We start from the raw sequence: 11,743 nt of genomic DNA, 5'->3' as shown, positions 1-11,743 counted from the left end.
CCAGGCACGCCCCCGGCGGCTCACAGGCCGTCGACGCTCTTGCTGACCAGGATGTTCACCGCGACACGGCGGTTCTGCGCCTTGCCCTCGGGCGTGTCGTTGCTGGCCAGCGGATCGGCCTTGGCCATGCCGGTGGGGGTGAGCATGCGATACGGTTTCCACCCGCAGACCTGCTGCAGATAGTTGATGACGCGCGCCGCGCGCTTCTCGCTGAGCTCCTGGTTGAGATCGTCGCTGCCGGTCGAGTCGGTATAGCCGACCACCAGCATCAGCGCGTTCTCGGTCTGCTGGGCCTCGTTCGCCGCCGTGCAGAGCTGCGACTTGTCCTGCGCCGAGATATCCGTCCTGCCGATATCGAAGTGCACGTTGGTCGTGCTCTTGACGTTGTACTTGTCGATGTCGGCCATGCGCCCGCGCAGTGCCTCGGTGGCCGCGGTCTGCTCCTCGAAGCGCTGCGACGTGCCGCTCTGGATCATCGTCGCGGTCCGCAGGTCATTCTTCCGCAGATTGATCTGGCTCGCATAGAGTTCACCGCCCGGCTGGGCGCCCCGCGGCTGCAGCGTCTTGATGGTGACCGGCAGGCCGTTGAGCAGCGAGTCCGCAGCAAGCTTCTGGCCACCGCCGAGGAAGCCGCCGCCGCTCTTGATCCGCGTCGTGTCGGTGAGGGCGACGATCGTGGTGCCGTCGGCGGTCGCGATCTTCATCCGGTCGCCGTGGCGCGCGGTGATCACGCCCTTGATCTCGGGGCCTTCGGTCAGATCCGCGGGCGCCGGACCGTTCACGACGATGTTGGGATCGGGCGTGCTCTGCTGGTCCTGCGCATAGGCAGCGCCCGACGCAGACACGGCCAGCATGGCAGCCAGGAAGCGAACCCCCGACCTTTTGGAAATGATACGCATTGAGGCAACCTCCTTCAAAACTGCCCCCGCCGGCCTTCCTTGCGTGTTCGGAGGAAGCTGTCCGCCAGATGAACGCCCCCGGCAAGGCCCGTGCCGGAGCGGGTGGTTCGGGCGAGACCTGCGACGAACCGAGGCGGGCGGGGCTCGCCGGACCGGCGATATCCGCCCTCGAATCCTGCGAAAGGCGTCGCCGAATTGTCATCGATACGTCGCACTGCGTTTATAGAGCCCGGCTTCGTAACCAAGGGGGACCCGATGCTGCTTGCCACGATGATGCTGCTCCAGGCCGTGCCCGCCGCCGCCGCGCAGGAGGTGCCGACGGCCGAGGTGAAGGCGATCGGTGAGACGGCGGCCGTGGCGAGCCTGGAGGATGCGGCGGACGATCCCGCGATCTGGCGCAACCCGCGCGATCCCCGGCACAGCCTGATCGTCGCTACCGACAAGAAGGCCGGGCTCAACGTCTATGACCTGTCGGGCAAGCTGCGCTCGACGCTGCCGGCGGGCCGGGTGAACAATGTCGACCTGCGCGTGTGGGGCGGGCAGGTGATCGTCGCGGCGAGCGACCGCAACGACAAGACGGCGGCCAAGCTGGCGCTCTATGCGCTGGACACCAGGGCGGCGACGCTGCGCGAGATCGGGCGCTTCGATGCCGGGGCGGGCGAGGCCTATGGTCTGTGCATGTATGCGCCGCGCAGGGGCAGGCTTTATGCGTTCGTCGTGCACAAGGCGGGCACGATCGTGCAGATGGAAGTGCTGCGCGGGGGCGGCGCGATCAAGGCGGACCGGGTGCGGACGATGAAGCTCGCCACCCAGTCCGAGGGCTGCGTGGCGGATGATCGCACCGGCCAGCTGTTCGTCGGTGAGGAAGATGCCGGCGTGTGGCGCTTCGGGGCGAACGCCAAGGACCCGGTTGCCGGCGAGAAGGTGATCGCGGCCGACGGCAAGCATCTGGTGGCCGATGTCGAGGGTGTGGCGATCGCGGCGGAAGGCGCGCGCGGTGGCTATCTGGTCGTGTCGAGCCAGGGCGACAACGCCTATGCGCTGTGGCGTCTCAAGGACATGGCCTATGCCGGGCGCTTCCGGATCGCGGCGGGCAAGTTCGGCGCGACGAGCGAGACCGACGGGATCGAGGTTTCGACCGCGGGCTTCGGGCCGGGGCTCGCGGGCGGGCTGATGCTGGCGCAGGACGGCGACAACGCGCCGGCCGCGCAGAACTTCAAGCTGGTCCGCTGGGCGGACGTGCGCAGGGCGCTGCGGCTGAAGTGAGGGCCTTGTCTCGCCGGCCGCGGGCTGTCAGGCAGGGGGCATGACGATCGAGCGAAGGATCGACCGGCGGGCGTTGCTCGCCGGCATGGGCGTGGCGGCGCTGGCCGGGCCGCGCATGGCGCTGGCGAGCGCGAAGGCGCCGCTGGTGCTGGCGGCGGCGAGCCTGCAGGAATCGATGACCGCGGCGGCGGATGCCTGGGCGGCGAAGGGCCGTGCCCGGCCGGTCTGCTCGTTCGCGGCGTCTTCGGCGTTGGCGCGGCAGATCGCCGCAGGGGCGGCAGCGGACCTGTTCGTCTCGGCTGACGAGCCCTGGATGGACGATATCGAGAAGCGCGGGCTGATCGTGCCGGGCACGCGCGCGCCGTTCCTCGGCAACCGGCTGGTGATCGTCGCGCCGGCGGGCACGCCGCGCGCGCGGCCCTATGACGTGTTCCGCGGGCTGGGGCGGACGAAGCTGGCGCTGGCCGATCCGGATTCGGTGCCGGCGGGCCGCTACGCCAAGGCAGCGATCGAATATGGCGGGAGCTGGGAGGCGGTGGCGCCGCAGGTCGTGCGGGCGGAAAGCGTGCGTGCGGCGCTGGCGCTGGTCGAGCGCGGCGTGGTGCCGCTGGGCGTCGTCTATGCGACCGATGCCATGGCATCGAAGCGGGTGCAGGTGATGGCGGTGTTCTCCGAGGAGAGCCATCCGCCGATCCGCTATCCGCTCGCCCGGCTCAAGGCGTCGACCAGCCCCGATGCCGAGCCGTTCCGCCGCTTCCTGCTGAGCGGCGAGGGCAAGGCGATCTTCCGGCGCTTCGGCTTCCGACCGCTCTAGAAATACCGTGCGGCGGCGCAGTTGACCCGAGCGCCTGCACAGCCTCTAGTGCGGCATCTTCGGCGCGAAGCCGATATTCGGGGGCATTGCATGAACAAGAACGGTGCGATCGGGTTCGCCATGGGCGTGTCTGGCGGGATCATCCTTGGCGCGCTGATCGACAATATGGCGATCGGTCTGCTGATCGGCTTCGCGGTCGGTTTCGGCCTGCTGAAGTTCCCGGTGAAGCGCGGCGGGGCCTGATCGGGTGAGATCGTGACGCCCGAGCTCTGGGGCATCGTCTGGCTGTCGCTCAAGGTGGGCGGGGTGGCGGTGCTCGGTTGCCTGCCGGTGGCCTTCGCGCTTGCCTGGCTGCTGGCGCGCGGACGGTTTCCGGGCAAGCTGCTGCTCGACGGGTTGGTGCACCTGCCGCTGGTGGTGCCGCCGGTGGTGACCGGCTGGCTGCTGCTGCTCGCCTTCGCGCCGGCCGGGCCTATCGGGAGCTGGCTGCAGGAGTGGTTCGGCGTGAGCGTGCTGTTCCGCTGGACCGGCGCAGCGATCGCCAGCGCGGTGATGGCGCTGCCACTGATGGCACGCGCGATGCGGCTGTCGATCGAGGCGGTCGACCGGCGGCTCGAACAGGCAGCGGCGACGTTGGGGGCGGGGCGCTGGCGGGTATTCGCGAGCGTGACCCTGCCGCTCAGCCTGCCGGGCGTGCTTGCCGGCGCGGTTCTGGGCTTCGCGCGGGCGCTGGGCGAGTTCGGCGCGACGATCACCTTTGTGTCGAGCGTGCCGGGCGAGACGCAGACGCTGCCGCTCGCCATCTATGCCGCGCTGCAGATGCCGGACGGCGAGGCGCAGGTGCTGCGGCTGGCGGGCATCTCGGTGCTGCTCTCGCTGGCGGCGCTGCTCGTCTCCGAACTGATCGCGCGGCGCGCGGGCAGGGGGCTGCATGTCCTTTGACCTCGATCTGACCAAGCGCCTCGGCGAGACGGAGATCGCCTGCCGGATCGAGGCGGGCGAGGGGCTCACCGTGCTGTTCGGTCCCTCCGGCGCCGGCAAGACCAGCGTGCTCAACATGGTCGCCGGGCTGCTCGAGCCCGATGCCGGCCATGTCCGGGTGGCGAGCGAGATGCTGTTCGATGCGGACGCCGGGATCGATGTGCCGGTGGCGGAGCGCAGGGCCGGCTATGTCTTCCAGGAGCCGCGGCTGTTCCCGCATCTGCGGGTGCGGGCGAACCTGCTCTATGGCCGGCGCGACGGCGCCGGGCTCGATGTGGACGAGACGATCGCGCTGCTCGGCATCGTCCATCTGCTCGACCGCTGGCCGCGCACGCTCTCGGGCGGCGAGGCGCGGCGGGTGGCGATCGGGCGGGCCTTGCTCTCCGATCCGCGCTTCCTGCTGCTCGACGAACCGCTGTCCTCGCTAGACCGGGCGCGGCGCGAGGAGATCATGACGCTGATCGAGCGGCTGCGCGACGAAGTGCAGCTGCCGATCCTGATGGTCACGCACGACCGCGCCGAGGCCGAGCGGCTGGGCACGCGGATCGTGGAGATTTAGGGGATCGCTTTGAAGAGCAGACGGTCAGAAACGCCCCACTTGCGGACATTGAGCGGTTCTGTGACCATGCCCAAATGCGGTCATTGCCTTCCTTGCTGATATGCGCTTTCGTGCTTGCGTCATGCGCTTCTCAGCCGGTCCAAATCAGCGCGAATAAGTGCTGGTCTGTCTCTGCTGGCGAGAAGGTCGAGGGCACCGCTGTCCTCTTCGCGAACGCACAAAATGACGCCTGCATTGAGTGTGGGGCATCGGTGTCCGGGCGCGACTGCCCAGGAGTCGGGTTTGCAGCAGGCAATAACAGTGTCGATCAGGCCTACGATCATATTGTTCAATCTGCGCGCGCGGATGGATTCGGCTTCGTCCAGCCCGTTGTTTACCTATCGGGCGAAGTCATTCCCAACGGCGCAACTGGCAAGCCAATGATCCGGGCTAACCAGCTGCGTCTTATAGAAGCTGGCCAACAGAACGGCAGCTAATCGCGATTGCTTGCCATAAAGCTGTCTGTCTGAAATCACCCAATTTGCCGTTGGGCCGAGGCTAGATCGCGATCCGCGCCGGGGCAGCTAGCGCGAAGCTTCCTACACCGTCATCCCGCGAAGGCGGGGATCCAGGGTAGCCCGGGGCAAGTGCAGCGATCGGGCTTATGCTTGCCGGAGATGCCAAAGCAGGCGGTGCCTTCTCCACTCCTGGCTCTCGATCCCTGCCTTCGCGGGGATGACGGAGTATGGCGGGGAGGGCGGTGTAAGTAAGACGCCCGTTCTGGCCTTCGCCCTCAGCCCTCCAGCTCAGGTCCGTAGACGCGGAAGGACACGCCCTCGCTGCGCTTGGCGGCGTAGAGCGCCAGGTCGGCGCGGCGGGTGAGTTCCTGGGGGGCGAGCTTTTCGGCGCGCGACAGGGCGATGCCGATGCCGGTGCCGACATGCAGTGTGCGGCCCTCGACGAAGACCGGCCGGGCGATGCTCTCCGCGAGGCGCCCGGCGACAAGCTTGGCGATCTCGGGATTGGCGAGGCCAGGGGTGATTACCGCGAATTCGTCGCCGCCCAGCCGCGCGGCGGTGTCGCCTTCGCGCACCGCGCCGGCGATGCGGTCGGCGACCACGCGCAGCAGCGCGTCGCCCATGCCGTGGCCATGGGTGTCGTTGATCGCCTTGAAGCCGTTGAGATCGAGCATCAGCACGGCATGGAGGCCGCTCGGGCTGAGCTTGGCCAGCGCCTCGTCGAAGGCGCGGCGATTGGGCATGCCGGTGAGCGCGTCGTGATAGCCGAGGTCGCGGGCGCTGCGCTCCGCCGCGATGCGCCGGTCGCGCTCGCGCCCGCGGGCGCGCTGCTGGTTCAGGCCATAGCTGAACAGCAGCAGGATCAGCGCCGAGGCGAAGAGCAGGAACTCGTCCAGCTCGATGCGCAGCTTGCGGTCGGCGACCGACGAGGTCTCGTCGCGGATGATGTCGAATGCGAAGATCGCGTAGAGCCCGGCCATCGCCAGCAGGACGACGAACCAGATGCTGCGATTGAACAGCAAGGTGCGAATTCCGGCCTCCATGGCGACGATCCTGCGCGCGTGACGGTTAATTCCGTGTGGACGCTGCACTCAGTATAGACGCGAGGGCACGGTTCATCGGTGCGTCGATGCCATGTTTTTCGCCGAGCCGGACGATCACGCGGTTGCGGGCATCGACTTCAGTCTGGCGGCCGGCAAGGAAATCGGCGTGGAGCGAGTTGACCGACTGGGGATGGGCGAGGGTGGTCCATTTCACCACCTGGTCGGCGAGCTTGTCGGGCAGGTCGGCCCCCTCGGCGCGGCCCACCGCGATGCATTCGCGGACCAGCGCGCGCATTACCTCGGCGACGCCTTCGTCATTGGCGACTTCGGCCGGGCGCCGGGTGAGCGCGCTGACGATGCCCGAGCAGTTGATCGCCAGCTTGCGCCAGGCGGCGGTGACGAAGTCGGGCGTCGTCTGCGCGTCGATCGGGGTATCGGCGAACAGCGCGACCAGCGCTTCGCCCGCCTCGCCCTCGGGCACATGGATGGTGCCGTTGCGGCGCTGGACGATGCGGCCGGGCGCGGTGCGCTCGGCGGGCAGGTCGATGATCACCGGCACGGTGCGCTGGGCCGGCACCTGCGGGAAGCGGTCGCGCTGCTCGACGCCGTTCTGGATCACCGCCAGCCGGGTGGTGGCGCCCATCAGCCCGGGCAGCCAGGCGGCCGCGGCGGCGCAGTCATAGGTCTTGGTGGTGCAGAGTATCCAGTCGACTTCGGTCGCCTCGGCGGGGTCGGTGAGGATGCGTGGGGTGGCGCGGATCGGCCCCTCGGGCGTCTCGACCTCGAGATCCTCGAGCGGCGAGCGCGCGCAGACGGTCACCTCATGACTCTGGGCCAGCCAGGCGGCGAGGGTGCCGCCGATGGCACCCGCGCCGATCACCGCGATGCGGACCATCAGATGCCGCCCAGATAGTCCATCTTGCCCAGCGGTGCGCCCTTGTGGCGCAGGATCGCGTAGGCGGTGGTCATGTGGAAATAGAAATTCGGCAGGGCGAAAGTGGTGACGTAGGGCAGGCCCTTGAAGTGGAAGCTGCGGTTCGGCGTCTTCACTTCGATATCGGCATCCTCGCGGCCGTCGATCGCTTCGCGCGGGACCGACTTGAGGAAGTCGACGGTCGCGGCGATGCGCGCCTGGAGCTCGTCGAAGCTGGTCTCGGTATCGGCCATCGCCGGGGCCTCGAGCTGGCCGAGCCGGGCCAGCGCGAATTTGGCGCCGTCGCTGACGCGCTGGATCTGTGCGCTGAGCGGGGCCATGTCGTCGGCCAGCCGCGCTTCGAGCAGCTCGGCATGCGGGACGCCATTCTCGTCGGCCCAGGCACGCGCCTTGTCGAGGAAGGTCGCCATGGCCTTGAAGCCGCGGAGGAAGACGGGGACGGTGAGGTCGTAGAGTTCAGTCGCCATGGCCGCGGAGATAGGCCTGGCGGGACGGCTGCGCAACGGTCACTTCTCCCTCTCCCCACCGGGGAGAGGGAGAGGGGATATCAGAACGCCGCGCGGATGGTGAACTGGACCAGCGGGCCCGAATGCTCGCGCTCGATCTCGTACTCGTCGAGATCGCCGGCGGCGCGGTTCTGGAGGATCTCCTCGAGCGAGTCGCCGTCATATTTGCGGAACTCTTCGTACTTCACGCGGTCGAGCAGGTTCTGTGCCGAGACGCGGAGCACAATGTGCTTGCCGATGCGCTTCTCGACGAACGCCTCGAGGTCCGGATCGTAGCGCAGCTCCACCGTCTCGTCGAAGTTCGATTCGAGCGACTTGGAGCGGCCCGAGATCGTCGCGCCGAAGCTGACGTCCGCCGCCTTCACCGTCTGGATGAAGCCGACATTGTAGACATGGTGCGGCTGGGCATTGAAGCGGCGCTTCTCGCCGGTGAACGGATCGGTCGTCGAGCTGTCGAGATAGGTGTAGTTGGCGAAGACACCGGTGTCGGGCATGCCGAGGAAGGTCAGCGGCGCCGACAGGTCGAACTCCACGCCCCAGGCCTGGCCGTCGCCGATGTTCTGCGGGCGGAAATCCTGGCCCGCGCCATTGTCGCGGGTCGCGACCAGCTCGATCAGGTCGGTGATGTCGCGGTAGAAGAAGTTCACGCCGGCGATGCCGCTGCCGCCGATGCGGCGCTCATAGCCGATGTCCACGCCCCAGGCGCTCTGGTTGCGGAGGTCCGGGTTGCCGGTGGTGGTGTCGTCGTCGCCCGGCGTCTCGTCATATTCGATCGGCGAGAGCAGGTCATAGTCCGGCCGGCGGATGGTGCGGGCGACCGAGGCGCGGAACTGGTCGGCGCTGGTCGGCGACCAGCGGACGCTCAGCGACGGGTTGAGGATGCCGTTGTTGAAGCCGCCCGAAGTGGTGGTCGCGGTCACCTTGCGATCGGCGATCTCGTAGCGCGCGCCGCCGTCGATGGTGAGCGAGCTGCCCAGGTCGTAGGTCAGACGGACATAGGGCGAATAGCGGTTCTCGCGGATGCGGAAGATGTCGGTCAGGACACCGTCGTTGAGGCCATCGCGCGTCTTGAACAGGAAGTCCGAGCCGATCTTCAGCTTGAACGCGCCGCCATCATAGCTGCCCGACAGCGTGCCGCTGAACTCGGTATCCTTGATGTGGAGCGTTTCCTCCTCGTCCAGGTCGACATCGCTAAAGTCGTTCTCGTTGTCGCCCTCGAACACCGAGGTCCGGGTGTTCTCGCGATACTGGTTCCAGCCCCCGGCCAGGCCCAGCTCGAAGCTGTCGCTCACCGGCAGCTTGGCATCGGCGGTGACAGCATAGGTCTGCTGCTTGATGCGCTCCTTCTGGAGCTCGACGCCGTCGAAATCGAGATCGGCATCCTCGAGCGTCACCGATTGCTCGTCCTCGTCGCGATGCGTGTCGACGAAGAAGCCGTTGAGGCGCAGCCGGCCGCCATCGCCGAAGCGCGTGGTGATCTCGGCGCTGCCCGACAGGTCGCTGCCGTCGCGCGTGTCGCTCTGGGCCTCGAAATCATGGAATTCGGGGTCGGTGACATAGTTGCTCTTCGCCGGATCGCCCGGGAAGCGCTTGTCGTCGGTCACCGGCACGTCGTCGAACCGGTACGAGACCTTGCTCTTCGGGTTGCGGCGCTTCTGATAGTTGAGCGCGATCCAGTAATCGGTGCTCTCGCTGAGCCTGCCGGCGAACGCCGCGGCGGCCGAGGGGCGGAACACGCCGTCGCGGGTATTGAGCAGCGCGCCGATCTTGCCGAAACCGCCCTTGAAGCTGGTCGATTCCTTGGTGACGACGTTGAGCGTGCCGGCGACGCCGTCGCTGGGCTGGTCCGGACGCGGCGCGCGGACGATCTCGATGCGCTCGACCAGCTCGGCCGGGATGCGATCGACGAAGAAGGTGCCGTCGGCCTCGCCGCCGGGCGCGCGGCGGCCGTTGATCAGCACGTTGGTGAAGCCGCCGGGCAGGCCGCGGAACTGGACCTGGTCATATTCGAGCACGTCCGAGGTGAAGGTGGCACCCGGCACGCGCTTCAGCATTTCGCCGACCGAGATGGGCTCGAACTTCTGGAAATATTCGAGGTCGTAGGAGAGGATCGGGTTCGGGTCCGCAGTGCGGTTGCGGAAGAAGATCTGGCCGGTGACCAGGATCTCGTTGGCGCGCTGTTCCTCGGTCGTGGACGCATCGGCCGGGGCCGCGCTGTCCTGAGCCTGCGCCGTTCCGGCGGCGAGGGTAGTGGCGAGCACGGCGATGGCTGCGCCGCCTAGTAGGCGCGAAACGTTCATGTCCTGGTTCCCCTTTCGCAAGGGGCGACCCGCCCCCGCTCTCAGCGGGCGCTCAACAGGACATAGATGAACCGTACACGGCGGTTTGGAGTCGTTTCAGTTACGGTTATGTTTCTTTTCGGAGACTGTGCCGCCCGCGCAACATTTGTTGCGCCTGTGTGTCCGCTCAGTGCATCGTGGCGCCGTTCAACGCCTGACGCTGCGCGGCGGGACGATGGCCGCCCTGCGGCGCGTCGATGGTGAAGCTCGCGGCGCTGTCGGCGAGCGAATCCACTTCCTGGGTGAGGTTGCGCGCGGCGGCCGAAGTCTCCTCGACCATCGCGGCGTTCTGCTGGGTGCCGCGATCCATGTCGCCGATCGCCTCGCTGACCTGGCTGATCGCGTGGCTCTGGGCGTTGTTGTCCTCGGCCATGGTGCCGATCAGGGCATGGACCTGGCCGACATCACCCGAGATATCGGCAAGCGCGCCATCGACCTTCATCACGGCTTCCACCGCGGTGACGACTTCGGCCTGGGTGTGGGTGAGCTGATCGCGGGCACGGCCGGCTTCTTCCTCGGCGCGCATGGCGAGCGCGGAGACGAGATCGGCGACCACCGCGAAGCCGCGGCCCGCTTCGCCGGCGCGACCGGCCTCGACGGCGGCGTTCATCGCGAGAACGCGGGTCTGGAAGGCGATCTTGTCCAGGCCCTCGATGACCGAGTCGATGCCCTTGGCGGATTCGCTGACTCGGCCCATGGCCTGCACCGCCTCATCGGCGATCGCGCGGCCATTGCCGACCACGGCGATGGCACCGTCGGCGCGCGACAGCGTCTCGTTGGCCGAGAGCGCGATCGACTTGAGGCGATGGTCGATGGCGTTGACCGCCGCGTTGGTCTCCTCGAGCGTCGCGGCGTTGCGTTCGGTGCGGCGAGCGAGGTCCTCGGAGGCCGAGGCGATCTCGTTGGCGCCGGTGCGGATATTCTCGGTGCCGGTGACGACATTGCCGATCAGCGCGCGCAGGCCGTGCGCGGCGTCGTTGAAGCTGCGCTTGAGCGCGGCGAACGGGCCGGTCAGCGCGGCGCTGATCTCGACGCTCAGATCGCCGCGCGCCATCGCGTCGAGGCTGGTGCCGATCGTATCGACGATCAGGCGCGTCTGCGCTTCCTTGGCCTCCTCGGCGGCCTTGAGCTTGTCGCGGAAGGCGTCGATCGCCTGGGCCATGCCGCCCAGTTCGTCCTCGCGGTCCGCATGCGGCACCTTGACCGACAGGTCACCGCCGTCGAGCGCACGCATCGTGCCGGCAAGATCGAGCAGCGGGCGGATGAGCAGGCGGCGCGCGGTCTGGGCGAGCAGCAGCGCGGCGGCCATGCCGGCGAGCAGGGTGATGAACAGGATCACCATTGCGACGGTGCCCAGCGTCGCCGAGCTGGCGGCGACCTGCTTGGCGTGATTCTCGATCGCGTCGGAGGCGGCGGCCATCGATTCCTCGAGGGCGCGGAACTGCTGGAGGAAATTGGGAAGCTGGGTGCGCGCGGCGACCGGATCGGTGCCGGCGGCATCGACGATCTTCTGCGCGGCCGCGGCATAGGCGTCCATCGGCGCCTTGAGCTTGCCGGTCGCCGCGACGATGCTATCGACGCCTTGGAAGGCTGCGTCCTCGTTGATCGTCTTCGACAGCGTATCGAGATGGTCCTTGAGGTCGGCGAGCGTCTCGCGGCGCGCGGCATCGTCCCCGCCGACCAGCGCGGCGAGCACGTCGGCGCGGACCGCGTCGTGCATCATGTCCGCTTCCATGTGGTTCTGGAGCAGGCTGGCTGCGGCGGCTTGCTCGGCGATCGCGGCATTTTCCTTGGCGACGATGAACAGCCCGGTGCCGCCCGAAAGCGCGGTGATGCCGATCAGGATGGCTGCCGCCTGCGTCGTGGCCTTGTTGAGCGAAGTGATCTTCACGAAAGTCTCCCGCG

The 11,743-nt window shown here is 68.0% G+C and carries 12 protein-coding genes; 6 read left to right on the top strand and 6 right to left on the bottom strand.

Annotated elements, in window-relative coordinates; translation table 11 throughout:
- Window positions 1-20 precede the first annotated feature (20 nt).
- Window positions 21-899 carry an OmpA family protein gene (locus ACEN8G_RS13335; RefSeq protein WP_413414071.1) on the bottom strand — a complete coding sequence of 293 codons (879 nt, stop codon included), beginning with the start codon at window positions 897-899 and terminating at the stop codon, window positions 21-23.
- Window positions 900-1,154: 255 nt separating this feature from the next.
- Here ACEN8G_RS13335 and ACEN8G_RS13330 point away from each other — a divergent pair, with 255 nt between their 5' ends.
- From ACEN8G_RS13330 to ACEN8G_RS13305, 6 genes are all read left to right on the top strand, one after another.
- A complete protein-coding gene (locus ACEN8G_RS13330) occupies window positions 1,155-2,165 on the top strand; it encodes a phytase (RefSeq protein WP_413414072.1) in 1,011 nt (336 codons plus the stop codon).
- Window positions 2,166-2,205: 40 nt separating this feature from the next.
- Window positions 2,206-2,979 (top strand): molybdate ABC transporter substrate-binding protein, encoded by a 774-nt coding sequence (modA, locus tag ACEN8G_RS13325; protein ID WP_413414073.1) that lies wholly within the window; start codon window positions 2,206-2,208, stop codon window positions 2,977-2,979.
- A 90-nt stretch (window positions 2,980-3,069) separates the two neighbouring features.
- Window positions 3,070-3,222: a hypothetical protein gene (locus ACEN8G_RS13320; protein WP_413414074.1), complete on the top strand. Its 153-nt coding sequence runs from the start codon at window positions 3,070-3,072 to the stop codon at window positions 3,220-3,222.
- A gap of 9 nt (window positions 3,223-3,231) precedes the next feature.
- Window positions 3,232-3,921 (top strand): molybdate ABC transporter permease subunit, encoded by a 690-nt coding sequence (gene modB / locus ACEN8G_RS13315; RefSeq protein ID WP_413414125.1) that lies wholly within the window; start codon window positions 3,232-3,234, stop codon window positions 3,919-3,921.
- Window positions 3,911-4,519, top strand: coding sequence for an ATP-binding cassette domain-containing protein (locus tag ACEN8G_RS13310; protein ID WP_413414075.1), 609 nt, complete (start codon window positions 3,911-3,913; stop codon window positions 4,517-4,519). Before modB ends, ACEN8G_RS13310 begins: the two co-directional genes overlap by 11 nt.
- 74 nt (window positions 4,520-4,593) lie before the next feature.
- Window positions 4,594-4,995 (top strand): hypothetical protein, encoded by a 402-nt coding sequence (locus ACEN8G_RS13305; RefSeq protein ID WP_413414076.1) that lies wholly within the window; start codon window positions 4,594-4,596, stop codon window positions 4,993-4,995.
- A 296-nt stretch (window positions 4,996-5,291) separates the two neighbouring features.
- Here ACEN8G_RS13305 and ACEN8G_RS13300 read toward each other — a convergent pair whose 3' ends face one another.
- The 5 genes from ACEN8G_RS13300 to ACEN8G_RS13280 form a co-directional block, all read right to left on the bottom strand.
- Window positions 5,292-6,059: a diguanylate cyclase domain-containing protein gene (locus ACEN8G_RS13300; RefSeq protein ID WP_413414077.1), complete on the bottom strand. Its 768-nt coding sequence runs from the start codon at window positions 6,057-6,059 to the stop codon at window positions 5,292-5,294.
- Window positions 6,060-6,084: 25 nt separating this feature from the next.
- Entirely contained in the window at window positions 6,085-6,954 is an 870-nt protein-coding gene (locus ACEN8G_RS13295; protein WP_413414078.1) for a 2-dehydropantoate 2-reductase, read from the bottom strand.
- Window positions 6,954-7,460: a DUF1993 domain-containing protein gene (locus tag ACEN8G_RS13290; protein WP_413414079.1), complete on the bottom strand. Its 507-nt coding sequence runs from the start codon at window positions 7,458-7,460 to the stop codon at window positions 6,954-6,956. Before ACEN8G_RS13290 ends, ACEN8G_RS13295 begins: the two co-directional genes overlap by 1 nt.
- 80 nt (window positions 7,461-7,540) lie before the next feature.
- The gene (locus ACEN8G_RS13285; protein ID WP_413414081.1) at window positions 7,541-9,799 is read right to left on the bottom strand and encodes a TonB-dependent receptor plug domain-containing protein; all 2,259 of its coding nucleotides are present in this window, start codon (window positions 9,797-9,799) and stop codon (window positions 7,541-7,543) included.
- A gap of 166 nt (window positions 9,800-9,965) precedes the next feature.
- Entirely contained in the window at window positions 9,966-11,729 is a 1,764-nt protein-coding gene (locus tag ACEN8G_RS13280; protein ID WP_413414082.1) for a methyl-accepting chemotaxis protein, read from the bottom strand.
- Window positions 11,730-11,743: the final 14 nt, after the last annotated feature.

It is taken from the genome of Sphingomonas sp. Sphisp66, from assembly GCF_047324325.1.
In the GTDB taxonomy this organism is placed as follows: Bacteria; Pseudomonadota; Alphaproteobacteria; order Sphingomonadales; family Sphingomonadaceae; genus Sphingomonas.
Note: the sequence above shows the minus strand (reverse complement) of the source record. Positions and strands in the feature narration are given on the sequence as shown.

What these genes read in the sequence shown, in the direction of transcription:
- ACEN8G_RS13335 (WP_413414071.1), bottom strand. Translation starts at nt 899, where the DNA reads ATGCGTATCATTTCCAAAAGGTCGGGGGTTCGCTTCCTGGCTGCCATG.
- ACEN8G_RS13330 (WP_413414072.1), top strand. Translation starts at nt 1,155, where the DNA reads ATGCTGCTTGCCACGATGATGCTGCTCCAGGCCGTGCCCGCCGCCGCC.
- modA (WP_413414073.1), top strand. Translation starts at nt 2,206, where the DNA reads ATGACGATCGAGCGAAGGATCGACCGGCGGGCGTTGCTCGCCGGCATG.
- ACEN8G_RS13320 (WP_413414074.1), top strand. Translation starts at nt 3,070, where the DNA reads ATGAACAAGAACGGTGCGATCGGGTTCGCCATGGGCGTGTCTGGCGGG.
- ACEN8G_RS13310 (WP_413414075.1), top strand. Translation starts at nt 3,911, where the DNA reads ATGTCCTTTGACCTCGATCTGACCAAGCGCCTCGGCGAGACGGAGATC.
- ACEN8G_RS13305 (WP_413414076.1), top strand. Translation starts at nt 4,594, where the DNA reads ATGCGGTCATTGCCTTCCTTGCTGATATGCGCTTTCGTGCTTGCGTCA.
- ACEN8G_RS13300 (WP_413414077.1), bottom strand. Translation starts at nt 6,059, where the DNA reads ATGGAGGCCGGAATTCGCACCTTGCTGTTCAATCGCAGCATCTGGTTC.
- ACEN8G_RS13295 (WP_413414078.1), bottom strand. Translation starts at nt 6,954, where the DNA reads ATGGTCCGCATCGCGGTGATCGGCGCGGGTGCCATCGGCGGCACCCTC.
- ACEN8G_RS13290 (WP_413414079.1), bottom strand. Translation starts at nt 7,460, where the DNA reads ATGGCGACTGAACTCTACGACCTCACCGTCCCCGTCTTCCTCCGCGGC.
- ACEN8G_RS13285 (WP_413414081.1), bottom strand. Translation starts at nt 9,799, where the DNA reads ATGAACGTTTCGCGCCTACTAGGCGGCGCAGCCATCGCCGTGCTCGCC.